Source organism: Comamonas sp. F1-6 (assembly GCF_039581415.1).
Taxonomy (GTDB): Bacteria; Pseudomonadota; Gammaproteobacteria; order Burkholderiales; family Burkholderiaceae_C; genus Comamonas; species Comamonas thiooxydans.
In genome coordinates this window covers 76,509-100,205 of record NZ_JBCPWN010000018.1, presented here as the reverse complement: position 1 = coordinate 100,205, position 23,697 = coordinate 76,509, and the positions used below count along the sequence as shown (strand labels likewise).

At 62.8% G+C, this 23,697-nt stretch carries 23 protein-coding genes and 1 riboswitch; of the genes, 13 read left to right on the top strand and 10 right to left on the bottom strand.

Annotation, left to right across the window (positions count from 1 at the left end; translation table 11 throughout):
* Positions 1–80: 80 nt before the first annotated feature.
* Together AAIL66_RS17730 and AAIL66_RS17725 are read right to left on the bottom strand one after the other, a co-directional pair.
* On the bottom strand, positions 81–1,217 hold the full coding sequence (locus AAIL66_RS17730; RefSeq protein ID WP_034353520.1) for a branched-chain amino acid ABC transporter substrate-binding protein: 1,137 nt from the start codon (positions 1,215–1,217) through the stop codon (positions 81–83).
* A 239-nt stretch (positions 1,218–1,456) separates the two neighbouring features.
* Positions 1,457–1,999 carry a 6,7-dimethyl-8-ribityllumazine synthase gene (locus tag AAIL66_RS17725; protein ID WP_034380434.1) on the bottom strand — a complete coding sequence of 181 codons (543 nt, stop codon included), beginning with the start codon at positions 1,997–1,999 and terminating at the stop codon, positions 1,457–1,459.
* A gap of 90 nt (positions 2,000–2,089) precedes the next feature.
* Positions 2,090–2,258, bottom strand: a riboswitch (FMN riboswitch).
* A 247-nt stretch (positions 2,259–2,505) separates the two neighbouring features.
* On the opposite strand from AAIL66_RS17725, the gene AAIL66_RS17720 reads away from it, so the two are divergent.
* Together AAIL66_RS17720 and AAIL66_RS17715 are read left to right on the top strand one after the other, a co-directional pair.
* Positions 2,506–3,117: a hypothetical protein gene (locus AAIL66_RS17720; RefSeq protein ID WP_034380435.1), complete on the top strand. Its 612-nt coding sequence runs from the start codon at positions 2,506–2,508 to the stop codon at positions 3,115–3,117.
* 87 nt (positions 3,118–3,204) lie between these two features.
* Entirely contained in the window at positions 3,205–3,888 is a 684-nt protein-coding gene (locus tag AAIL66_RS17715) for a DUF4124 domain-containing protein (RefSeq protein WP_034380436.1), read from the top strand.
* 119 nt (positions 3,889–4,007) lie between these two features.
* Here the strand turns inward: AAIL66_RS17715 and AAIL66_RS17710 are convergent, their stop codons facing one another.
* Positions 4,008–4,955, bottom strand: coding sequence for an SDR family oxidoreductase (locus AAIL66_RS17710; protein WP_343497333.1), 948 nt, complete (start codon positions 4,953–4,955; stop codon positions 4,008–4,010).
* A 109-nt stretch (positions 4,956–5,064) separates the two neighbouring features.
* Between AAIL66_RS17710 and AAIL66_RS17705 the strand changes: the two genes are divergently transcribed.
* Complete coding sequence (locus tag AAIL66_RS17705; RefSeq protein WP_012839448.1) at positions 5,065–6,111, top strand: CDP-6-deoxy-delta-3,4-glucoseen reductase; 1,047 nt, start codon at positions 5,065–5,067, stop codon at positions 6,109–6,111.
* Positions 6,112–6,231: 120 nt separating this feature from the next.
* The gene (locus AAIL66_RS17700; RefSeq protein ID WP_253233351.1) at positions 6,232–7,200 is read left to right on the top strand and encodes a tripartite tricarboxylate transporter substrate binding protein; all 969 of its coding nucleotides are present in this window, start codon (positions 6,232–6,234) and stop codon (positions 7,198–7,200) included.
* A 114-nt stretch (positions 7,201–7,314) separates the two neighbouring features.
* Here AAIL66_RS17700 and folK read toward each other — a convergent pair whose 3' ends face one another.
* From folK to hda, 4 genes are read right to left on the bottom strand one after another with little or no spacing between them, the layout of a single operon-like run.
* Positions 7,315–7,827 (bottom strand): 2-amino-4-hydroxy-6-hydroxymethyldihydropteridine diphosphokinase, encoded by a 513-nt coding sequence (gene folK / locus AAIL66_RS17695; RefSeq protein ID WP_034409546.1) that lies wholly within the window; start codon positions 7,825–7,827, stop codon positions 7,315–7,317.
* Complete coding sequence (gene pcnB / locus AAIL66_RS17690; RefSeq protein WP_343497332.1) at positions 7,820–9,385, bottom strand: polynucleotide adenylyltransferase PcnB; 1,566 nt, start codon at positions 9,383–9,385, stop codon at positions 7,820–7,822. The genes folK and pcnB overlap by 8 nt, the downstream gene beginning before the upstream one ends.
* Complete coding sequence (locus AAIL66_RS17685; RefSeq protein WP_012839452.1) at positions 9,382–10,083, bottom strand: HAD family hydrolase; 702 nt, start codon at positions 10,081–10,083, stop codon at positions 9,382–9,384. The genes pcnB and AAIL66_RS17685 overlap by 4 nt, the downstream gene beginning before the upstream one ends.
* Positions 10,084–10,140: 57 nt before the next feature.
* On the bottom strand, positions 10,141–10,839 hold the full coding sequence (gene hda / locus AAIL66_RS17680; protein ID WP_003070849.1) for a DnaA regulatory inactivator Hda: 699 nt from the start codon (positions 10,837–10,839) through the stop codon (positions 10,141–10,143).
* A gap of 357 nt (positions 10,840–11,196) precedes the next feature.
* Between hda and purM the strand changes: the two genes are divergently transcribed.
* Entirely contained in the window at positions 11,197–12,249 is a 1,053-nt protein-coding gene (gene purM / locus AAIL66_RS17675; protein WP_034380447.1) for a phosphoribosylformylglycinamidine cyclo-ligase, read from the top strand.
* Between the two features lie 37 nt (positions 12,250–12,286).
* Positions 12,287–13,345, top strand: coding sequence for an AI-2E family transporter (locus AAIL66_RS17670; protein ID WP_034353554.1), 1,059 nt, complete (start codon positions 12,287–12,289; stop codon positions 13,343–13,345).
* A gap of 24 nt (positions 13,346–13,369) precedes the next feature.
* Here AAIL66_RS17670 and AAIL66_RS17665 read toward each other — a convergent pair whose 3' ends face one another.
* Together AAIL66_RS17665 and murJ are read right to left on the bottom strand one after the other, a co-directional pair.
* Positions 13,370–14,218: a transglutaminase-like domain-containing protein gene (locus tag AAIL66_RS17665; RefSeq protein WP_003070846.1), complete on the bottom strand. Its 849-nt coding sequence runs from the start codon at positions 14,216–14,218 to the stop codon at positions 13,370–13,372.
* A 104-nt stretch (positions 14,219–14,322) separates the two neighbouring features.
* The gene (gene murJ / locus AAIL66_RS17660) at positions 14,323–15,888 is read right to left on the bottom strand and encodes a murein biosynthesis integral membrane protein MurJ (RefSeq protein WP_034353558.1); all 1,566 of its coding nucleotides are present in this window, start codon (positions 15,886–15,888) and stop codon (positions 14,323–14,325) included.
* 235 nt (positions 15,889–16,123) lie between these two features.
* On the opposite strand from murJ, the gene rpsT reads away from it, so the two are divergent.
* The 3 genes from rpsT (at position 16,124) to AAIL66_RS17645 (ending at position 19,924) form a co-directional block, all read left to right on the top strand.
* Complete coding sequence (rpsT, locus tag AAIL66_RS17655) at positions 16,124–16,417, top strand: 30S ribosomal protein S20 (RefSeq protein ID WP_003052598.1); 294 nt, start codon at positions 16,124–16,126, stop codon at positions 16,415–16,417.
* Positions 16,418–16,740: 323 nt separating this feature from the next.
* A complete protein-coding gene (mqo, locus tag AAIL66_RS17650) occupies positions 16,741–18,435 on the top strand; it encodes a malate dehydrogenase (quinone) (protein ID WP_343497331.1) in 1,695 nt (564 codons plus the stop codon).
* Positions 18,436–18,547: 112 nt separating this feature from the next.
* Positions 18,548–19,924 carry an MATE family efflux transporter gene (locus tag AAIL66_RS17645; protein ID WP_343497330.1) on the top strand — a complete coding sequence of 459 codons (1,377 nt, stop codon included), beginning with the start codon at positions 18,548–18,550 and terminating at the stop codon, positions 19,922–19,924.
* A 78-nt stretch (positions 19,925–20,002) separates the two neighbouring features.
* Here AAIL66_RS17645 and AAIL66_RS17640 read toward each other — a convergent pair whose 3' ends face one another.
* On the bottom strand, positions 20,003–20,329 hold the full coding sequence (locus AAIL66_RS17640) for a DUF3579 domain-containing protein (RefSeq protein ID WP_003052588.1): 327 nt from the start codon (positions 20,327–20,329) through the stop codon (positions 20,003–20,005).
* Positions 20,330–20,565: 236 nt separating this feature from the next.
* Here AAIL66_RS17640 and AAIL66_RS17635 point away from each other — a divergent pair, with 236 nt between their 5' ends.
* From AAIL66_RS17635 to AAIL66_RS17620, 4 genes are all read left to right on the top strand, one after another.
* Entirely contained in the window at positions 20,566–21,762 is a 1,197-nt protein-coding gene (locus AAIL66_RS17635) for an aspartate aminotransferase family protein (RefSeq protein ID WP_343497328.1), read from the top strand.
* A gap of 18 nt (positions 21,763–21,780) precedes the next feature.
* Complete coding sequence (gene argF / locus AAIL66_RS17630) at positions 21,781–22,701, top strand: ornithine carbamoyltransferase (protein ID WP_012839458.1); 921 nt, start codon at positions 21,781–21,783, stop codon at positions 22,699–22,701.
* 214 nt (positions 22,702–22,915) lie between these two features.
* The gene (locus AAIL66_RS17625; protein ID WP_003067103.1) at positions 22,916–23,179 is read left to right on the top strand and encodes a hypothetical protein; all 264 of its coding nucleotides are present in this window, start codon (positions 22,916–22,918) and stop codon (positions 23,177–23,179) included.
* A gap of 120 nt (positions 23,180–23,299) precedes the next feature.
* Positions 23,300–23,665 carry a YkgJ family cysteine cluster protein gene (locus AAIL66_RS17620; protein WP_343497327.1) on the top strand — a complete coding sequence of 122 codons (366 nt, stop codon included), beginning with the start codon at positions 23,300–23,302 and terminating at the stop codon, positions 23,663–23,665.
* Positions 23,666–23,697 lie beyond the last annotated feature (32 nt).

Below are 23,697 nucleotides of genomic sequence, written 5' to 3'. Positions count from 1 at the left end.
GCAAAAAAGCCTGCAAATGCGAGGCATCCGCAGGCTTTGCAAAACAGGCCACACCACATGGCCTGGTGCACTCAAGGCAATCAGTTCAGGTCGATAGGCGTCTTGTTGCCGTTCACATAGCGGCTCAGCGTATAGCTGGGGTTCTTCATCTCGCCATTCTTCTCGAACTGGATCTTGGAGGTCACACCCGAATAGTCGGACTTCTGCAGGAAGGGGATATAGACCTTGGGGTCCCATGAATTGGCACGCTTCATGGCGTCGGCCAGCAGCATGGTGCCGTCATAGAAGTAGGGGCTGTAGACCTGGAACTGGCCCGGATACTTGGCGTCATAGCGCTTCTTCCACTCCGTGCCGCCAGGCATCTTGGCAATGGAGGCTCCGCCATCGGCGCAGACCACGTTCTCCAGCGGCTTGGCTCCGGCAGCCACCTTGGCCAGCTCGGTCACGCAAATGCCGTCACCGCCAAACATCTTGACGTCGTTCATGCCCAGCTGGGCCATCTGACGCAGCATGGGGCCGGCCTGACCATACATGCCGCCGTAGAAGATGGCATCGGGTTTCTTGGCCTTGATGGAGGTCAGAATGGCCATGAAGTCCGTGGCCTTGTCGTTGGTGAACTCGTTGGCCACGATCTTGATGCCATGCTTTGCGGCATCCTTCTTGAACACATTGGCCAGGCCCTGGCCATAGGCCGTGCGGTCGTCGATCACGGCCACATTCTTGAGCTTGAGATTCTTGGCCGCATAGCTAGCCAGCGCCGCGCCCAGGGCGTTGTCGTTGGCAATCACGCGGTAGGTGGTGTTCCAGCCGGGTTTGGTCAGATCGGGATTGGTCGCAGCGCCCGTGATCATGGGAATGCCGCAGTCCTGGAACACCTTGGAAGAAGGAATCGCCACGCCGGAGTTCACAAAGGCCACCGCACCGGCCACCTTGTCATCGCACAGTTTTTGCGAAGCCGCCGTGCCCTGCTTGGGATCGGCCACATCGTCCTCGGCCACCAGCACGAACTTGACCTTCTTGCCTCCGATTTCCATGCCCTTGGCGTTCAGGTCCTCGATGGCCATGCGCACGCCGTTTTCATCGTCCTTGCCGAAGTGAGCCTGAGGGCCGGAGGTCGGGCCGATATGGCCGATCTTGATGATCTGCTCCTGGGCCATCACGCCCCCTGCCATACCTGCTACGACTGTCGCGATACACAACTTGCCAAAATTCTTCATTGCGCACTCCACTCGGTTGAGACAAGACGCAACCTTATGCCCCGCGACAGGCAATTGGCAATGAGGCAATCACATAGGTGCAGCGAGTGCTACACCGGCACAACAATCAGTGTTTTCAGGGATCGGCAAGCGCCCCGGGCTGTGCTGGAAAAAACCGCCGCAAGCCCTTGCTCGCGAAATGGCAGCAGCGCCAAAGAAAAACGCCCCAGACTGGGGCGTTTTTCATCAAGGCCCGCTGCTCAGGCAGCCTTGGCCTGCAGCAGAGCATCCACCTTGGCATGCTGGTCCAGCGTGCTCAGGCAGGCATGGGCCACTTCCACGCCCTTCTTCACGAAGTGCTGGCGGAAGAACTCCACATGATCACCATGCTCGTGAAAATCGCGCGGCGTCAGCACGGCGGAGAACACGGGCACTTCGGAGTCCATCTGCACGCGCATCAGGCCGTCGATCACGGCCGTGGTCACGAATTCATGGCGATAGATGCCGCCGTTGACGATCAGTGCCGTGGCGATCACTGCATCGAAACGACCGCTTTGCGCCAGCTTCTTGGCCAGCAGCGGGATTTCAAAGGCGCCGGGCACGCTGAAATGCGTGATATTGCCGGCCTGCACGCCCTGTGCCAGGAGTTCGGCCTGGGCGGCATCGCGGGCCTGATAGACCACTTCGGTGTGCCAGCTGGCGCTGATGATGGCAATGCGGCTGCGGCTGGCGACGGCCTTCCAGGGCGTACCTTCGGAAGTCGCGTGAGTGGCAAAGTTCATGGAGATAGGGGTCTGATTCATGGTGGTATTTCCAGAAAATTCCAATGAATCAGGGCGTGCGCTGATACACCCGCCCATGCGGCAGCGATAGCTGCATCACGGACCGATGCTGCGCGATCTCTTTCATCCGGACTATGACCGTCGGCTCTGGCATCTCACCAGATCTGCTGACCCTGCTGGCTCTGGCGAGACTGCAGGCGCTCGCGGGCTGCTGCAGTCAATGCAAGGCATTGCCACAGATACCGCCGGTGGGGAATTGCACCCCGCCCTGAGAACGCTGCTTTGCGGCGAACCTGGATTCACCACAAGACGAAGTCATTCTAGCGACGCTTTGGCTGCGCTTTTGATAAAAGGGTCACTATGGCGTCAATCTGAAAAATCAAGAAAAAACCACCCTTAATGCTCGTCCACAAAGCGAAACGAGCTCTCATTTGATGAGCATACAGCGTAGCAAAGTCAACCCGGAACAATTGCCGGACGTTAAGAGCACAGGGCATTGCGCCCACCCACACCTCACCAGACACGCCATGAAACCATCCCTGCAGGCATTGATGTCCACCTCCACGCGCTGGGCCAGCATGGGGGCTTTGGCCGTGCTGTGCACTGCCTGCGCGGTTCCCGGCGAGTACGACTCCGGCTATGGCGGCGGCTACGGTGGCAGCTATGGCTCCACCACCATCTACAGCACCCAGCCTGCTTATCCCGCCTACCCGGTCTACCAGGGTCAGGACCGCAATGACTGGGCCTGGCGCGAGCGTGAGCGTCGTCAATGGGAGCGCCAGCGCGAGCTGGAACGTGATCGCGCCCAGAACATGCGCGATCGCGAACAATGGCAACGCCAGATGGAGCGCGACCGCGCTCAGCAGCAGCGCGACCGGGACCAGCAGCGCCGCGAATGGGATCGCCAGCAATCCCAGAATCGCCGCGATCAGGACCAGATGCGCCGCCAGCAGGAGCGCGAGCAGCAACAGCAATCGCAACAGCGCGAGCGTGACCGCATGCAGGCCGAACGCGATCGCCAGCAACAGGCCCGCGACCGCCAACAGCAAGACCGCGAACGTGAGCGCGATCAGCGCCAGCAGCAACGCCAGCGCGAAGGCCAGCAGCAAGGCTTTCCTCCTCGCGGTGACTGGCGCTGACCGGGCGCTGTGGCACGGCACCGCTTCTGCTTTTCCTGCCGCCACTTCATAATTTGCAGGCACTCAAACGCCTTTGAAGGAGCGGTCATGCCAGAGCCCCTATCTCCCACCGTCATCATGCGCAAGCTGCCGCTGGGCTTGCTGCTGGGCTGGGCGCTGATCGCAGGCACGGCCCAGGCTCAGGTCATGCGCTGTGTCGATGCCAAGACCGGCGAGGTGACCTATACCAATGGCCGCTGCATCTCGGGCGAAATGAGCACGCAGATTCAGGCGGCGCAAAGCGCCGAGGAAATTGCGTCCGAGCGTGCCAATGCCAGCCAGGCGCGGGAACGCAGCAAGGCCCAGATGGCGCGCGACGAAGCCCAGCGCCGCCAGCGTGAAGAGCAGGAGCGCAAGGAACGCGAGGCCGCCGAGAGAGCCCAGGCCCGGGCCGTAGCCAATCTGGAAAACACCGCCGCCTGCCGTCAGGCCCGCGAGCGCTACAACGCCATACTGGCCGAAGCCAGCCCCGACCCGGCCACCTGGGGAGAGCGCAGCCAGGCGGCCCAGGCCCAGATGGAGATGAACTGCCTGGGCGCAGCCGCCTACCAGCAACTGCAGCAAAGCCGGGCGCTGCAGCCCAATGCCATCAACCGCCCTCAGTGGGGCTACGGCTATCCCAACCGCTACCCGCCGGCACATCCCACGCCATCGCAGCCGCCCGCCAAGATTGTCAACTGCAATGTCTTCCGCTGCTATGACAACCGAGGCGGCGTGCATCCGATACCGTAATCCCCCTGAGGCGCTGTGCGCCTTCCCCCAAGGGGCGACAGTTTCGCTGCGCGGCGGCGTTTGCTTGCTGCCCAATGCCTGAGCGCGCCAATTTTTGAGGGTCGTGCTCTTTGCTCTGCCTAGCTTTGCAGGCCCTCGGTCACCGTGGGATAGCGCAGCCTGAGCCGCAATTCGCGCTTGAGCCGCTGATTCGACAGCCGCCGCGACTCGCTCATGAAACTCAGCAGACTCGCCGGCAATTCTGTCTGTGCCTGCTCGCGCGAAATGCGCGGCGGGCGGGCCAGGCCGTAGAGATCGGCCGCCAGATCGAAGTAATCCCCCATCTTCAGCTGCGTGTCGTCGCTGGCATGATAGATGCGCTGCGGCTTGCCGCGCCACAGCGCAAGCAGGCAGGCACGCGCCAGATCGTCGGCATGAATATGGTTGGTATAGACATCGTCCTCGGGCTTCAGCACGGCCGTGCCTCGCTGCAGCCGGGCGTGGGGCGTACCGCCCTCACGATCAGGTGCGTAGATGCCGGGAATGCGCAAGATGCTGGCCCGCAGGCCCGAGCGACCGGCAAAGCGCACGGCGAGTTCGGCATTCACACGGCGCTGCGCTCTGGCAGTCGTCGGCGCGACGGACCGGGTTTCGGCCACCCACTGCCCCTCGCAGTCGCCATAAACGCCCGAGGTCGATGCATAGACCAGGCTGCGCGGCAGACTGCGCAGGCGCAGTGCCCGCATGAGAGCCGTGGTGCGGGAGTCCAGCCACGGGCATTCATCCCCGGCAGCCGGTGCCTGAGGCGGCGCCAGGTGCAGCACCCGCGTCGCAATGCCTGCCAGTCTGCGCAGGCTGGCCGGATCATCCAGATCCCCCCACAAGGGCCTCACAGCCTGGGCATGCAGTTGCTCGGCCCGACCTGGGCTGCGGCTCAAGGCCAGTACCTGAATGCCGTGCCTGCCACGGCCTGAAGCGACCAACAATCGGGCCACGCGCTGACCCACATCGCCGTGGCCGACGATCAATAAGCGTTCACGACGAAAGCGCGCTGGCAGCGCGCCCAATGGGCTTTGGTTTGAAGGCAAAATCGGGACCTGCTGCGTACAAGATCTAAGGAGCCGCTGGCGTTGCTGCGACAGCAGCAGCGCCGACAAAAAGGCTGCCGGATACGCCTTCAAGGATAACCAAAACGTCATGACCGAGATTGCCCACGCTTCGTTTGAAATTACCGTCCAGCCCAGCGGACGTGCTTTTGCCACTCAGGGCGCTGAAACCATTCTGGCCGCGGCCATTCGCACCGGCGTCGGCCTGCCCTATGGCTGCAAGGACGGTGCTTGCGGCTCCTGCAAGTGCAAGAAGCTCAGCGGCGAAGTCAGCCACGGTACGCACTCGGACAAGGCTCTGACAGCCGAAGAGGAAGCCGGCGGCTATGTGCTGACCTGCTGCGCCACGCCCCACAGCGATGTGGTGCTGGAGTCGCGCCAGGTCACGGACGCCAGCTCCTTCCCCATCAAGAAGATGCCCGTGCGCGTGGCCGCTCTCGAGAAGAAGTCGCATGACGTGATGCAGGTGCGCCTGCAGTTGCCGGCCAGCGAGAAGTTCCGCTACCACGCCGGCCAGTATGTGGAGTTCATCCTGCGCGACGGTGCCCGCCGAGCCTACTCCATGGCCACCGCGCCCCACGTGCAGGAGACGGCACCCGGCATCGAGCTGCATATCCGTCACATGGAAGGCGGCAAGTTCACCGACCATGTCTTCGGCGGCATGAAGGAAAAGGAAATCCTGCGTGTGGAGGGCCCGTTCGGCAGCTTCTTCCTGCGCGAGGACTCGGACAAGCCCATCATCCTGCTCGCCTCGGGCACGGGCTTTGCCCCTATCAAGGCACTGATCGAGCATATGCGCCACAAGGGCATCAACCGCCCCGTCACGCTGTACTGGGGTGGCCGCCGCCCCACCGACTTGTATGACGCCAGCTGGATTGCCGAACACACGGCCGCCATGCCCCAGTTCAGGTATGTGCCCGTGATCTCCGACGCCCTGGCCGAGGATGCCTGGACGGGCCGCACCGGCTTTGTCCATCAGGCCGTACTGGACGACTTTGCCGACCTGTCCGGCTACCAGGTCTATGCCTGCGGTGCTCCCATCGTCGTGGATTCGGCCCGCGCCGCTTATACCAGCGAACGCGCGCTGCCTGCCGAAGAGTTCTACGCCGACGCATTCACCTCCGAAGCGGACAAGTAAGAGCGCTGTTTTGCGCAAACCCTGATGCATTCCATGGCACATCAGGGTTTACGCGCAATTTTCTTGCACAAGTAACCGCCAGCTCCGGAGCCGATGCAATTTTTTGCACAATAGAGCTCTATGAACCGTAGAAACAGCCTTCTCTCGGTCATGGCGGCCGTTGCTGCCTTGGCCTCTCCCCTCTCCCAGGCCCAAGAACCCATCCGTCTGATCGTGCCCTATGCGCCCGGTGGTCCGCTGGACATCACCTCCCGCGCGCTGGCAGAGCGGGTACGTGATTCTCTGGGCGTCGTCATCATCGACAACAAGGCCGGTGCCGGCGGCAACATTGGCGCCGACGCCATTGCCAAGGCCCAGCCCGACGGCCTGACCATAGGCCTGGCCGCCACGGCCACGCATGCCGTCAACCCTTGGCTCTATACAAAGATGCCTTATGACGCGGGCAAGGACTTTGCCGGCATCACCCAGATGGTGCGCGTGCCCAATGTGCTGGTGATGAATGCCGCCAAGGCCGAGCAGCTCAAGATCCATAGCGTGGCCGATCTGATCACCTACGCCAAGGGCCATCCCGGCAAGCTCAACTACGGCAGCGGCGGCAATGGCTCCGCAGGTCATCTGGCCGGCGAGATGCTCAAGCAAAAGGCCGGCATCTTCGCCCTGCACGTACCCTACCGTGGCGCCAACCCCGCCCAGCTGGCCCTGCTGTCTGGCGAGGTGGACTTCAATATCGACAACCTGGCGGCGGCCGCGCCCAATATCAAGAGCGGCAAGCTGGTGGCACTGGCTGTGACTTCTCTCAATGCCTCGCCGCTGCTGCCCGGCGTGCCCGCGCTGTCCAAGAGCTACCCCGGTTTTGCCATCGACACCTGGTGGGGACTGGTTGCCCCGGCAGGCACCCCCAAGCCCGTGCTGGACAAGCTGAGCAAAGCTTTCAATGATGCCCTGCAAGCACCGGAAACCAAGACCCGCTTCAACGCCCTGATGGCCGAACCCGTGGGCTCCACGCCCGCCGAATTCGACAAGTTCATGGCCGCCGAGCGCGCCAAGTACCAGCCTATCGTCAAGGCCTCCGGCGCCAAGGTCGACTGACGAGTCCTGGCACTGATAAAAAAGCCCCGGCAGCCTGACGGCTCCGGGGCTTTTTTTAGGTGGTTTCAGCCTCAATCACTTGCCAGGCAAGCGTGAGAAGCTATCAAATCTGAACTACGCTGACTGCTCTATCCACCAGCCCCGGGCCAGGCTGCGCTCTATGCCCTGATCTGCCACTGCCTGCAGCTGTTCGGCACTCACGCAGCCAGGCGCAATTTCGGCCAGCGGCAGCAGCACAAAGGCACGCTGCCACATGCGCGGGTGGGGAAGGGTCAGCTCGGTAGCATCCGAGTGCCGGTCACCCCATAGCTCGATATCCAGATCCAGCGTGCGCGGTGCATTGCGGTAGGGACGCTCGCGTCCGGCCTGCAGCTCGATCGCCTGCAGCGCATGCAGCAGATCCAGCGGCTCCTGCCCGGTGCGCAGCAACGCCACCGCATTCAGATAGTCAGGCCCGGAAGAATCAATGGGTTTGCTGCTGTAGAGCGAGGACACGGCCAGCAGCTCGGTCCGGGCCAGCCCGGCCATCGCCGCCACGGCCCAGGACAGGGTCCGGCGTGCATCGCCGAGGTTTGCCCCAAGACCGACCGCAACCGTGTCGGCCGCCAACGCGGCCGGTTTATTCATTACCACCGGCTACAGGAGCAGCGCCAGCGGATGGTTTGCGGCGACGGCGGCGGCGCTTTTTGGGAGCGGCTGCATCGCCTTCTGCAGCCACCTGATCCAGCGGGCTCTCCTGATCGCCTTCGGCTTTCTTCTTGGCCACTCGGTGCACCTTGGGCGCCGTCTGTTGCTGGGCACGCTGGCGGGCGCGCTGCTCGTCGCGAGCCTGGGCAATCAGGTCATCTCGCTGGGCATCGTCGGCCTGCTGGAACTCCTGCCACCAGCTGGCCAGACTTTCCTCGACCTCGCCGATATCGGCACGCAGGCGCATGAAGTCAAAACCGGCGCGGAAGCGCGGCTGCGCCACCATGGAGTGCGGAGTGGCTCCGGTGCGCTTGTCAAAGCGCGGCTGCATGACCCAGATCTCGCGCATATCGGCAGCCAGCTTGCCCCGACCCGAGACATCGCCGATACGCTGATCGAACACCTCGTCGATCGACTCCTGCAGCGCAGGGAAAGGGTGATAGCTCTTGGCCAGACGCTTTTCCCAGCCCTGCTTGACATCCTGCCACAGCACGCAGGCCAGCAAAAAGCTGGGTGCCACGGGCTTGCCTTCGGCCACACGGCGGTCGGTATCCATCAGTGCGGCCTGCACGAAGGGATGGTCGGAGCGCTCCATGACCACGTCCAGCAGCGGATAGATGCCGCGCGAGAGGCCCAGCTCCTTGAGCTGAGCCACCGAGGCCAGCGCGTGACCGGTCTGCAGCAGCTTGAGCATTTCGTCGAACAAGCGGCTTTGCGGCACTTCCTGCAGCAGCGGCTCGCACTCGACCAGGGGCTTGGCGGTCTTGGCTTCGAGCTTGAAGCCCTTGCCGCTGAGCTTGGCGGCAAAGCGCACGGCCCGAATGATGCGCACCGGGTCTTCACGGTAGCGCGTGGCCGGATCGCCGATCATGCGCAGCACCTTCTTCTTGGCGTCCGCAATACCGCCGTGATAGTCGACCACAATCTGTGTCTCGGGGTCGTAGTACATGGCGTTGATGGTGAAGTCGCGGCGCGTGGCATCCTGGTCCTGCGGACCCCAGACGTTGTCACGCAACACGCGGCCGCTGGCATCCACTGCATGTTTCAGCCCTGCGAGCTGATTCTTGCTGGTACGTTCATTGCCGCTGACCTGCTCGGCCGCGCTGTTGTCCAGAAAGGCCCGAAAGGTGGAAACCTCGATGACTTCGTTTTCCCGGCCGCGGCCATAGACCACATGCACGATGCGAAAACGCTTGCCGATGATGAAGGCGCGGCGAAACAGGTTCTTGACTTGCTCGGGCGTGGCATCGGTGGCCACGTCGAAGTCCTTGGGACGCAGGCCCAGCAGCAGGTCGCGCACGGCGCCACCGACGATATAGGCCTCGTAGCCCGAGCGCTTGAGGGTCTGCACCACATCGATGGCGCGACGGTCCACCAGATTCGGGTCTATGCCATGCACCTGAACCGGCACTTCCTCACGCTTGCCGAACTTGGGCTTGCGCGAGCGGGGGGCTGCGGGCGCCTTGCCCAGCAGCTTGTCAATAATGGTCTTGATCATGGTGCTTCGCTAAATAGGTCCACGATGCGCCAGCCGCGTTCCTCGGCCAGGGCACGCAAGCGCGCATCGGGGTTGGTGGCCACCGGGTGATCCACTTTTTCAAGCAGGGGCACATCGTTCATGGAGTCGCTGTAGAAGGTCGCTTCCACATCCTCCCAGCGCAGGCCGCGCTGGGTCAGCCATTCGGTCATGCGCACGACCTTGCCCTCGCGCATATTGGGAATACCGTCAATCTCGCCCGTGAACCAGCCGCTGCCATCACGCACCAGCTCGGTCGCCAGCAGATGCTGCACGCCGAAGGCCTGGGCAATGGGGCGCGTCACAAACTCGTTGGTGGCCGAGGTGATGACCACGGTGTCGCCTGCATCCAGGTGCTGCTGCACCAGGGCCAGGGCGGCAGGCTTGATCGCCGGGCGAATCACCTCGTCCATGAAGCGCTGGTGCGCAGCCGTGGCTGCAGCCTCGCCGCGCTGGACCACGGCAGCCGTGGCAAAGCGCACATAGTCGGGAATGTTGAGACGGCCGGCCAGATAGTCGTCAAAAAAGGCGTCGTTCTGGCGCCCGAACTCCTCGCGGTCGCACCAGCCGATGGCAATGGAGAACTCGCCCCAGCCATGGTCGGAGTCCAGCGGCAGCAGCGTATGGTCCAGGTCAAACAGGGCCAGCCTGGGCTTGATAGCCAATTCAGAAGTCGACATGCAAATCCAACAAAAAGTGCTGTGGCATGGCCAAAGCAGAAAGCGTGAGCAGAGGCCTCACTCGGTTTCCAGCATGGTCTTGAGCAGCGGGATGGTGATGGCGCGCTTGTTGCGCAGGGCAAAACCGTCCAGCATGTCCAGCAGCTGCATCAGCGAGCCCAGATCGCGCGAAAAGCGCCTGAGCATGTAATCCATCACTTCGTCGCTCAGAAACACGCCACGGGCATCGGCTTCCTGACGCAGCACGGCACGCCGTGCCGACTCGTCGAGCAGATGCAGCTGATAGACATGACCCCAGCCAAGGCGGGTGCGCAAGTCCTCGCGCATCTTGAGATCGGCGACTGGCAGCTGGCCTGCAGCCAGCACCCAGCGCGGCAGGCCGGTGGCAGGGCTGGTGGCATTCACAAACCAGTTGAAGGCACGCGCCTGCTGGAACGGGGTGTAGATGTCCACATCGTCCATGAGCACGGCGGCCCAGCGTTCGTCGAACTCAGGCGGGAACGGCGTGGATGCATCCATCCAGCCCACCATGGCTCCTTGCTCGCGCAGGGCTTCACGCACCGCCTTGAGCAAATGACTCTTGCCGGACCCGGCCTCTCCCCAGAGATAGGTGGGCACCGGCGTGCGCGACTGCTGCAGCTGGCCATCGCCCACCCAGTGACGCAGGTGATCGATCAACGCAGCATTGGGGCCGACAAAGAAACGCGCGAGCGTCGGGCCTGGCGCCATGCTGATATCCAGAGCCAGCTGCTTCATCTGCGACATACGCGCAGCGCCCCCTTTCCTGGGCACTCAACAGCCCATGCGGCGAAATCTGGCAGGAGATTCATCAGCATCAATGGTGGAAGATACAAAGGCCCGGACGCGCACTTAGATCAGGCCCTGCAATATGCCCTAGCGTGATCACTCGGTAACAAAAGCACCAATTTTAGTCTGCACTCGCAGCCCCCGAGCGGCTTCGGGCTGATTTTGCCTACTGCCGTTGTTGTAGTCAGGCCATGAATGCTCCAGCAAAACCCTTTGACGCATGTCCGGGCGCCCCCGCTGCACGGGCAAGCGCCGTAGAATCCCGGGGTTTCCGCCCAGCAGGGCGCCCCCGCACCGGATCCATCGATGAGCTCTTCCGCATCCTCCTCTACCCCCATTTCCTACAAAGACGCCGGTGTTGACATCGACGCAGGCGACGCCCTGGTCGAACGCATCAAGCCCCTGGCCAAGAAAACCATGCGCGAAGGCGTGATGGCCGGCATCGGCGGCTTCGGCGCCCTGTTCGAAGTGCCCAAGCGCTACAAGGAACCCGTTCTGGTGTCCGGCACCGACGGCGTTGGCACCAAGCTCAAGCTGGCCTTCGAGTGGAATATGCACGACACCGTGGGCATCGACCTGGTGGCCATGAGCGTGAACGATGTGCTGGTGCAGGGTGCCGAGCCTCTGTTCTTCCTCGACTACTTCGCCTGCGGCAAGCTGCATGTGGACACCGCTGCTGCCGTGGTGGGCGGTATTGCCAAGGGTTGCGAGCTGTCCGGCTGCGCGCTGATCGGCGGTGAAACCGCTGAAATGCCCGGCATGTACCCCGATGGCGAATACGATCTGGCCGGCTTTGCCGTCGGCGCGGTCGAAAAGTCCAAGATCCTCAGCGGTCAGAACGTCAAGCCCGGCGATGTGGTGCTGGGCCTGGCTTCGCACGGCGTGCACTCCAACGGTTTCTCGCTGGTACGCAAGTGCATCGAGCGCGCCGAAGCCCAGGGCAGCGTGCCCGAGACCCTGGACGGCAAGCCCTTCAAGGCCGCCATCATGGAGCCCACCCGTCTGTATGTGAAGAACGTGCTGGCCGCACTGGACAAGCACCCCATCAAGGCCCTGGCCCACATCACCGGCGGCGGCCTGCTGGAGAACATTCCCCGCGTGCTGCCCGAAGGCACCGCAGCCCATCTCAAGGCCGGCAGCTGGCCCCAGACCGAGCTGTTCGCCTGGCTGCAAAAGACCGCCGGCATTGACGATATCGAGATGAACCGCACGTTCAACAACGGTATCGGCATGGTGGTGGTGGTGGCCGCTGAAGACGCAGAAGCCACGGCAGCCACACTGGCCGAGCTGGGCGAGAAGGTCTACAGCATCGGCGCCATCACGGAAATCGGCTCCGGCAAGCCCGTTGAAGTTCGCTAAGCAAATCTTCATCACAGCCCCTCTACCCCGAGCCTGAATGACGCAGCATTTGCCCGCCCCCATCACTACGCAACCGGGCCCTTCGCCCAAGGTCATACTGGCCAGTTACATATTGATGGGAGCAGCATTGCTGCTCGTCATGCATCAGGGAATACTCCCCGGCCTGCTGTGTGTGTGCGTAGGCTTCATGCTTACCCGCTCGCTTTCGCGCCTGCTGTCACGCGCCAACCCTCGCGCCTTTGCCAGCAACCAGCTGCCACGCTGGGCCCAGGTGGTTGCCACCACCATCGTGATTCTGGCGCCACTGGCCCTGCTCAGCGGCGCCCTCTCCCAGACCCGGACCTATATCACCGAAGCCCCCGCCCAGTACAAGGAACTGCTGGACTATCTGGCGGCCACGGTGCTGGAGCTGCGAGAGAAACTGCCCTCGGACATTGCCGATCAGCTGCCTGACGGTGCCCAGGAAATTCAAAGCAAGCTGGCCGGCTATCTGGCCGCCAAGGCCGGTGTGCTGGCCACTGCAGGCAGGGCCTGGCTCACTGGCTTGCTCTATGCCTATGTGGGCCTGATCATCGGCGCGCTGGCAGCCGTTCGCCCCATCGCCACGCGTCACCCGCCGCTGGTGCAGGCCCTGCAGCAGCGCATCGGTCACTTTGCCCTGGCCTTCAAGCAGATCGTGGCCGCCCAGTTCTGGATTGCGGCCTTCAACACGCTGCTGACGTCCATCTTCCTGTTGGCCATATTGCCGATCTGGAAGCTGCAACTGCCTTACACCCCCGCGCTGATCACGCTGACTTTTATCGCCGGGCTGATCCCCATCGTCGGCAACTTGCTGTGCAATGCCGTGCTGACGCTGGTCGGCCTGTCCGTATCGCCCATAGCTGCTGCTGCCTGCCTGGGCTTCCTGATCCTGATTCACAAGGCTGAATACGTGATCAACGCCAAGGTGGTGGGAACACGCACGCATATGGGCGTATGGGAGCTGCTGGCCGTGATGTTTGTGGCCGAGTCCGTCTTCGGTCCAGCAGGTCTGGTGGCAGCGCCGCTGTTCTATGCCTATCTCAAGAAAGAGCTGGAAGCCGCGCAACTGGTGTAAGCAAGCTGCTTGCCACCAAGGCGCTCAACCCGCGCGGCGCAGCCGGGCAATGGTTTTGGCGATGTAATCGGCCTCCTGCCCTTGTGCGGCAGGCGCATAACGCTCCAGATCCGATAGCGCTCTTTCAATCACTCCCCATTGGGCATACGCCATGCCGCGGTCCCGGAACAGCTCCTCGCGGCCAGGCTGCAACAGGATCAGGCGATTGAGCACGGCCACCAGCATGGGCCAGTCTTTCTGGACCTGATGAATCTCCTGCAGATTGCGCAGCATGCGCGCCACAACATCTCGCGGATGAGCGGCCTGCAGATACAGCCCCAGCGGCGGCGCATCATCGGGTGAAATGCCGGCCTGATCGAGAAACGGCTGCAGGCGCTCTGCCAAGGCGCTTGCGGAATAGGAGTCGCCTGTCAACGGATCCTGCACCACCTGCCCCTGCGGCAGCATGACCTTGACCAGAAAATGCCCTGGAAAGCCTATGCCCTCCACCGTCAGACCGATGCCGGCAGCCAGCTCCAGCCAGACCAGTGCCACGCTGATGGGAATGCCGCGCCTTGTCTGCAGCACATGGTGGATATAGCTGTTGGCAGGGTCGTAATAGTTGTTGAGGTTGCCGGCAAAGCCCAGCTCGCCATAGAAGAACTTGTTGAGCGCACCGAGCTTGCGCAAACCGTCCTCCTCGCCTGCCAGACGCTGCACCAAACGCACTTGCAGCCTGTCCAGCTCGGCCAGCACGGCCTGCAGGTCAAGATCAGGTTCGGCATCCTGAGCAATGCTGATGGCGGCTTCCATCAAGGCAAAGTTTTCATCACTCTGCACCAAAGACGCAAAATACTGCAGGGCCGTGGGGTACTCGTCTATCGTCCAGCTCATAGGCTGATTTGTAAGCCGCCTTGGCAGGTCATGCAAGCGAAATCCCCTTGATACGCCTGTAAAACCTGCACTGACCGCTCACTTTTCCATGAGCAGCTCAAGCTTTAACGACGCAGCAATTGACGCAGATTCAGGCCCGACAGCATCAGCACGCCAAAGTAAAGCACGGCGGCACCAACCATCATGGCTGCCAGCAGACCTGCGCGCAGCAAGCCATTGCTGCGCAAGCCCACCCAGTCGAAGTGCTGACTGCCCCAGAGCAGCAGCACCGCCAGCAAGGCACTGGCCGCAATCACCTGCATGATGAACTTCAACCAGCCCGGCCTGGGCTTGTAGGTACCGCGACGCAACAAGCCCGTGAGCAGCCAGCTCGCGTTGACCAGTGCAGCCAGACCGATGGACAGGGCCAGCCCGGTGTGCTTGAGCCAGGGCACCAGCACCAGATTGAGCAACTGCGTAATCACCAGCACCACGATTGCGATCTTCACGGGTGTGCGGATGTCCTGGCTGGCGTAGTAGCCGGGGGCCAGCACCTTGATGGCCACCAGGCCCAGCAGGCCGGCGCCGTAGCCCATCAGCGCCAGGGCAATCTGCCCCACATCGCTGTCATGCAAGGCACCACGATGGAATAGCGTGGCCACCAGCGGCGTGGCAAAGGTCAGCAGGCCCACGGCGCAGGGCACGGCCAGCAGCACGACCAGGCGCAGACCCCAGTCCAGCATATTGGAATAGCGCTCGCCATCACCAGCCGCCTTGGCTGAAGCCAGCTGCGGCGTCAGTACCACTCCCAGAGCCACGCCCAGCAAGGCCGTGGGAAACTCCATCAGACGGTCGGCATAGAACAACCAGGTCACGCTTCCGGGCGCCATATAGGAAGCTATCTGGGTGTTGATCATCAATGAGACCTGGGCCACCCCTACCCCCAGCAGCGCCGGCCCCATCAGTGCCAGGATGCGACGCACACCCGCCTCGTCCCAGGCTGCGCGAATGGCTGCGTACGAGAAGCCGATGCGTGGCATCAGCCTCATGGAGCGCAACGCAGGAATCTGCACCGCCAGTTGCAGCACGCCGCCCAGCATCACGCCGCCAGCCATGGCATAGATGGGTTCTATGCCCTGCTTCTCGAACCAGGGGGCTCCCAGCAGAGCCGCCACGATCATGCTGATATTGAGCAGCACGGGCGTGGCTGCCGACACCGCGAACTTCTTCCAGGTATTGAGAATGCCTGCCGACAGAGCCACCAGCGACATAAAGCCGATATAGGGGAACATCCAGCGCGTCATCACCACGGCTGCGTGATAGCCGTCGGGTGACTGGCGCATGCCGCTGGCCAGCAGCCAGACCAGCAGCGGCGCACCGATCACGCCCAAGACGCAGACCACCAGCAGAGCCCAGAACAGCATGGTCGCGACATGGCTGATCAGGTGGCGCGTGGCCTCCTCGCCATCCCGGGTCTTGCTCGCAGCCAGCACCGGCACAAAGGCCTGGCTGAAAGCCCCTTCGGCGAACAGGCGCCGGAACAGGTTGGGAATTCTGAAGGCGACATTGAACGCGTCTGTGAGGGCATTGGCTCCAAACATGGAGGCCATAAGCAGATCGCGAACCAGCCCCGAAACACGGGAGGCCAGCGTCATCAGGGATACGGTGGAGGCGGCTTTGAACAGTGACACGCAGCGAAGTGTATGCGTTCATGCCAAGCGCTGCAGGCTGATTTGCGGCGCTTTTCACTCTGTAGCAATCCAGCGATCTCAAACCAGACACGGCCCAACACAGAGACATCGAACAAGGGCCGCCCCGCCGCGAGGATGTCGTCCCCCTTAAAGGGGGAAGCGGCAAAGCCGCACAGGGGGTGATACAATCCACGGTTTTGCTGACATCATCCTCAGACACACAAGGAAATAAATCATGGCAACTAAAGCCAAAAAGAACCCCCGCCTGGCTTCTGGCCGCAAGCGCGCCCGCCAGAACGTCAAGCTGAACGCTGCGAACACTTCGCTGCGTTCCAAGTACCGCACTGCTGTCAAGAATGTCGAGAAGGCTGTTGTGGCCGGCGACAAGACCAAGGCAGCCGAACTGTTTGCCAAGGCTCAGTCCGTGATCGACGCGATCGCTGACAAGGGCATCTTCCACAAGAACAAGGCAGCTCGCGACAAGAGCCGCCTGTCCGCCAAGGTCAAGACCCTGGCTCTGGCTGCTTAATACCAGCCTCCCTCAAGCACGGATGACTTCGGTCGTCTGCCGTTTGTAACGGGTGCGCTGTCAGCAAAAACATCAAAACCGCCTCAGGGCGGTTTTTTTGTTGTCTGTGCCCGACATGACTGCCTCATCAAGGCATGCACAGACGCGCCTCACGCCTAGCACAAAGCGCCCTAATACGAATTGATTAGCGTCAGTTTTTGACTTCCCTAGGACAATCCCCAGGTCGGGGAGTCTCATGTCTTTTATAGGACTTGCCCCGTATCTTCGCAAAAAGCCTGCCGCCTGCCTGCAGGCTTTTTTGATAGTCAAGTCTAGAAAAAGTCATGAAAAAGTCGATCAAAGCAGGACTGGGAGCCGTCGCGGCCCTGGTCCTGGCCGCGCTGTTATTTTTGTTTTGGCCAATATTCCCTCGCTCCGTGCCCAAGGCCGAGAACGAGCAGCCCGTCGATGTGGTGATGGTAGGCGCCGGCGTGATGAGCACGACGCTGGCCACCTATCTGCAGGAACTGCAGCCCGACTGGAAGATCGAGGTCTTCGAACGCCTGGACGGCGTGGCCCTGGAAAGCTCCAACGGCTGGAACAACGCCGGCACCGGCCACTCCGGCTTTGCCGAGCTCAACTACACGCCCCAGCTGCCCGACGGCAGCGTGGAAACCAAGCGTGCCGTGAGCATTGCCGAGCAGTTCGAGGTGACGCGCCAGTTCTGGGCCCACCAGGTCGGCCGCGGCCACCTGCAGTCGCCCGAGACTTTCGTGAACGCCACGCCCCATATGAGCTTCGTCTGGGGTGATGACAACATCGCCTTCCTCAAGAAGCGCCAGCAAGCCCTCGTCCAGAACCCCCTGTTCTACGGCATGGAGTACTCCGAAGACCAGGCACAGATCAAGAAGTGGGCCCCGCTGATGATCGAAGGCCGCGACCCGGCCCAGAAGATCGCCGCCACCTATATGCCCCTGGGCACCGACGTGAACCATGGCGTCTGGACCGAGCAGCTGATGGCCTCGCTCCAGAAGAGCCCCAACTTCCAGCTGCACCTGCAAAGCGAAGTCACGGCCCTGCGCCAGAACACCGACAAGACCTGGAACGTGACCGTGGCCGATCTGGCCAAGGGCGGCCAGGAAAAGACCGTCAAGGCCAAGTTCGTCTTCGTCGGTGCCGGCGGTGCCGCACTCAAGCTGCTGCAGGCCTCGGGCATCCCCGAATCCAAGAACTACGCCGGCTTCCCCGTGGGCGGCCAGTTCCTGGCCATCGAGAACCCCGAGCTGGCCAAGCGCCACGACGTCAAGGCCTACGGCATTGCCTCCACCGGCTCGCCTCCCATGTCCGTACCCCATCTGGACGCCCGCCAGCTCGACGGCAAGCCCGTGGTGCTGTTTGGCCCCTTTGCACTGGCCACCACCAAGTTCCTCAAGAACGGCTCCTGGTGGGACCTGTTCTCCTCAGTCACCCATGACAATCTGATGGGCATGCTGCGCGTGGGCATCCACAACCTGGACCTGGTCCAGTACCTGATGCAGCAGGCCGAGCTGACCGACGCAGACCGTCAGGCCATACTGGCCCAGTACTTCCCCGAAGCCAAGCGCGAGGACTGGAAGCTGGTCACCGCCGGCCAGCGTGTGCAGATCATCAAGCGCGACCCTGAAAAAGGCGCCGTGCTGCAGTTCGGCACCGAAATCGTTGGCTCCGAAGACGGCAGCATCGCCGCCCTGCTGGGTGCCTCGCCCGGCGCCTCGACCGCACCCCACATCATGCTGAACCTGCTCAAGAAGTCCTTCCCCGAGCAGATGGCCAGCGCCGGGTGGAAGGCCCAGATCCAGCAGATCGTGCCCTCCTACGGCCGCAAGATCAACGAGGATGCCGCCTATACCAACGAGATCCGCCGCATGACCAGCTCGGCCCTGAAGCTGCCCTATGTGGATGTTCCTGCCGATCTGGGCAAAAAGGCCGAAGCGGCTCCCGCGCCTGCTGCCGCTCCCCAGAACCCCACCCAGCTGAACAAGGAAATGCAGGCGCTCTAAGCCCAGCCCTCCCCGCACCGGCCCCGCCGGTGCCCGCCCCGCCGGCCTGTGCCGCGCGGGGTTTTTTCTTGCAGAGTCCCTCCGCTTAGTGCTCTGCAACTTCCTTTTCCCCATGCACCAGCCACTGACTCACGCACCGATAGGCCGCGCCCTGCTGCGTTTTTCCCTGCCTTTGTGGGGCGGCTATGTGCTGCAGTCGCTCAATACCTCGGTCAATGCCTTCTGGATCGGACGCCATCTGGGCGAGAGTGCGCTGTCTGCAGCCGTGCATGCCAACAATCTGCTGTTTGCGCTGATTGCTCTGGTCTTCGGCATCAGCCAGGCCGCCAATCTGCTGGTGGCTCAGGCCGTGGGTGCGGGCCGCTGGGCCCTGGCCCGCCGCATCACAGGCACCAGTGCCAGCCTGTTTCTGGGCATGTCCCTGCTGATGGCCGCCCTGGGCTGGCCGCTGACCGTCCCCATGCTGGGTGCAATGGGGGCCGAGCCTGCCACCGCCGCACTGGCCGTGGACTATCTGCGCGTGCTCTTTCTCGCGCTGCCGCCCATGCTGCTGCTGATCTTCGTGGCCGCCGTGCTGCGCGGCACAGGCGACAGTCGCACGCCTTTCGTGGCCCTGCTGGGCGTGGCCCTGGGCGATGCCCTGCTCAACCCCTTGTTCATTTTCGGCGCCGGCCCCCTGCCAGGCCTTGGCATGGCGGGCTCGGCCCTGGCCACCCTGGTGGCCAACAGCCTCGGCCTTGCGGGCCTGCTGGCCTGGCTGCGCTGGCAGCGCCTGCCGCTGTGGATAGGCTGGCGCCAGCGCCGCCATTGGCGGCCTGTGCCTGAGCTGCTGCGCTGCCTGGTCATCAAGGGCCTGCCCCTGGGCCTGCAGATGCTGCTGGTCTCGCTCTCCCTGGTGCTGATGCTGACCCTGATCAACGCCCATGGCGCCCAGGTTTCGGCCGCCTACGGCGCGGCCCTGCAGCTGTGGGCCTATGTTCAGATGCCGGCCATTGCCGTGGCCTCGGCCTGCACCACCATCGCCGCCCAGAACGTGGGCGCCGGCCACTGGTCGCGTGTGGCGCGCACGGCGCGTGCCGGCGTGGCCTGCCACCTGTTGCTGACCGGCGCCTGCGTGGCCCTGATTCTGGCCTGCGATCGCTCCGTGCTGGCCCTGTTCCTGCCAGAGGACAGTACAGCCCTGGAGCCTGCACGCCACCTCAACCGCATCGTGCTGGGCTCGTTCATGCTGCTGGGCGTGAGCAGCGTGCTGGCCGGTGTGGTGCGCTCCACGGGTGCGGTGCTGGCGCCCCTGGCCATCCTGGCCCTGACGCTCTGGGGCCTGCGCCTGCCCCTGGCCTGGGGGCTGCAGCCGCTGTGGGGGCAGGATGCGCTGTGGTGGAGCTTTCCGCTCAGCGCGCTGGCATCCATGCTGCTATCCATCGCCCACTACCGCTGGGGCCCATGGCGCCGGTCACGGCTGCTGGACAGCACGACAGCGCAGAGCTAGACCCGCTGCGCACAGATACAAAAAAAGCTTCCCGTGGAAGCCTTTGTCGTTTGCGCGGCGCCTCTTGGCACCTAAAAATCACTTCTTGCCGGCTGGCAGCTTGTCTGGCAGCAGGCAGGCCTCGGCCACTTGCAGATCGTTGTCCTTGGCGAAGTTCAGGCAGAAGTCCCAGGCCATGGGCTCGTAGTCGCGCAGATCCCGGTTGATGACCACGCATTTGGTGCCGTTCATCACCGTAGGCACGCACCAGGGAGAGTAGCTCAGATGGCTTCCGGCGCAGGCACCACCAGGGCGAAACTGACTCATGACCCCGGCCAAGCGCTCGGCCCAGTCGCTGGGTCGAAAGGTTTTTCCGGCATGGGTCATACCCATGATGAACAGTTCTTTGCTGGAAGGGGTAACCATCAAATATTCGCCAAAAAGATCCGGCAACCAGGCGGGATCCCCGCCAACATGCCTAAACAAGCATTCTAACTCTTGTATAAGAGCCATGCTGTCAACCCCACAATGGCGTAGGTTGATTGCATGGCAGCGATGCGCAATCCGCAATGTTGGGGTTATCCGGGCACTCTAGAATCAAAGCTCTCATTTTTCAGGCGCCGCAGTGCGCCGTTGACCTTCCTTCTCAGGAGATTCTTGCAATGACCGCTTTCATCGAGGCAGCTTCGCCCCACGTTATGCCCACTTACGGCCGCGTACCCATCGCGCTGGAGCGCGGCCAGGGCTGCCGCGTTTGGGACGTGAACGGCAAGGAATACCTGGACGCACTGGGCGGCATTGCCGTCAACACCCTGGGGCACAACCACCCCAAGCTGGTGCCGGCCCTGCAAGAGCAGGTGGCCAAGCTGATCCACACCAGCAACTACTATCATGTGCCCGGCCAGGAAACCCTGGCCAAGCTGCTGACCGAGCGCTCGGGCATGACCAATGTGTTCTTCTGCAACACCGGCCTGGAAGCCAACGAAGCCGCCATCAAAATCGCCCGCAAATACGGCGTGGACAAGGGCATTGCCAAGCCCGAAATCGTGGTCTATGACCATGCTTTCCACGGCCGCTCCATCGCCACCATGAGCGCCACGGCCAACCCCAAGGTACGCAACGGCTTTGGCGATCTGCTCGCTGGCTTCACCCGCATCGCACCCAATGATTACGAAGCCCTGATCGACGCGACCGAAGGCAATCCCAACATCGTCGCCATCATGATGGAGCCCATCCAGGGCGAAGGCGGTCTGCACCCCATGCGCGCCGACTATCTGAAGAAGGTGCGCGAGCTGTGCGATGCCAAGGGCTGGCTGCTAATGATGGACGAGGTGCAGGCCGGCATGGGCCGCACCGGCAAATGGTTTGCCCACCAGTGGGCCGGCATCACCCCCGATGTGATGACCCTGGCCAAGGGACTGGGCTCTGGCGTGCCCGTGGGCGCCGTAGTGGCGCACAAGGCAGCTGCCGAAGTGCTCAAAGCAGGCAACCATGGCTCCACCTTTGGCGGCAACCCTCTGTCCATGCGCGCCGGGGTGGAAACCATCCGCATCATGGAAGAAGACGGCCTGCTGGCTCATACCACTGAAGTGGGTGAATATCTGAAAGCTAAACTGCAGGCTGAACTGGGCAGCCTCGAAGGCTTCGTCGAAGTGCGCGGCCAGGGCCTGATGATTGGCGTGGAGCTGACCAAGCCCTGTGGCGAGCTGATTGGCCAGGCCGCAGAAGCCGGCCTGCTGCTGAGCGTGACCGCCGACACCGTGATTCGCCTGGTGCCGCCGCTGATCCTGAGCAAGGCCGAAGCCGACGAAATCGTCGCCAAGCTCAAGCCCCTGGTTCAAGCTATTTTGGCTGCCTGATCCTCCAAGGAATTCCGCATGAAGCATTACCTGCAATTTAGCGACTTCACGGCAGATGAATACGACTACCTGCTGGAACGTGCCGCCCTGATCAAGAAAAAGTTCAAGGGCTACGAAAAGCACCACACGCTGATCGACCGCACCATGGCCATGATCTTCGAGAAGGCCAGCACGCGCACCCGCGTCAGCTTCGAAGCCGGTATGTATCAGCTCGGCGGCTCCGTGGTCCACCTGACCACGGGCGACAGCCAGCTGGGCCGCTCCGAGCCGATTGAAGATAGCGCACGCGTCATCAGCCGCATGACCGACCTGGTCATGATCCGCACCTTCGGTCAGGACAAGATAGAGCGCTTTGCCCAGTACTCGCGCGTGCCCGTCATCAACGGACTGACCAACGAGTTCCACCCCTGCCAGATCCTGGCCGACATCTTCACCTTCATCGAGCACCGCGGCTCGATCAAGGGCAAGGTGGTGGCCTGGGTGGGCGACGGCAACAACATGGCCAACACCTGGCTGCAGGCCGCCGATCTGCTGGGCTTCACGGTCCATGTCAGCACGCCCGGCGGCTACGAGGTGGACGAACAGCTGGCCTTCAACGGCAAGCCCGTCAACCCCGGCTGCTACAAGGTGTTCAAGGACCCTCTCGAAGCCTGCAAGGGTGCCGATCTGGTCACCACCGATGTCTGGACCAGCATGGGCTACGAGGCCGAGAACGAAGCGCGCAAGAAGGCTTTTGCCGACTGGTGCGTGGATGCCGAGATGATGGCCTCGGCCAAGGCCGATGCCCTGTTCATGCACTGCCTGCCCGCCCACCGCGGCGAGGAAGTGGAAGCCGAAGTCATAGACGGCCCTCAATCCGTGGTCTGGGACGAGGCAGAAAATCGCATGCATGTGCAAAAGGCGCTCATGGAGTACCTTTTGCTGGGTCGCGTGGACTGATGGCGAAGACATCGGTGCACGCGACGGCTCGCCAGAGCCAGCATGCGATTCGGGCGCAGGCTCATACCCGCTTCGCGGGTGTGAAGCGGCAGCATGCCGCGTGCCAAAGCCAAAATCGCATGCATGTGCAAAAGGCGCTCATGGAGTACCTGCTGCTGGGCCGCCAGCCAGGCTGATTCAGCACGTCCGGGCTCATCTGCATACCACCACACCCATGCACCTGAGCCACATCACATCCCCACACCGCCAGCGGGCCCTGCGCCAGCTGGCGGTGTTTCTGTTTCCGCTGCGCCCCACCCAGGGCGACGCCCGCTACGGCCAGCGCGGCGGCCTGCTGGCGCTGCGCCAGCCCCATATGGCACGCCACACGCGCGTGCCCTCCTTCTTCGGCCCGCGCAAATCCTTTGCCGCGCGCGTGCGTGCACTTTATGTACGCATCCACACCTTCTATCTGAAGTTTCTTCAAGGCCATACCTAGTGGCTCGGCACCGGAAGCCGCAGACAGCCCTGTGCGCCGGCTTCCCTCTGTTCCCTAGAAAGCCGTCCTTCCCGGAGGAGGACGGCGCGACCCCGATGCCTGAATCCTTGAAGAAACACGATGTCCGAATCCATCCACCCCTGCCTGAACTGTGGCGCCTGCTGCCAGAACTACCGCGTGGAGTTTTCCATTTACGAGCTGCAATCCATGGGCGGCAGCGTCCCCGATGAGCTGGCCCATGAAGTGCCCGGCAAGGGCAACCGCGCGCGCATGAACGGCACAGAGCGCCACCCGGTGCGCTGCGTGGCGCTGCGCGAACTGCCCGAGGTCGGCGAGGGCTGCATAGGCTGCGGCATTTACGAACAGCGCTCGCGCCCCTGCCGCGACTTTCCGTTTGCCTCCTACGGCTGCCATGACACACGCCAGAAGTTCGGCCTGTCGGCACTGAGCGAGGAAGAAGTCCAGCCCTGGCTGGAAGCCGCCTGAGCTTTCGGCAAGCCCGCAAGCACTATCGCTAC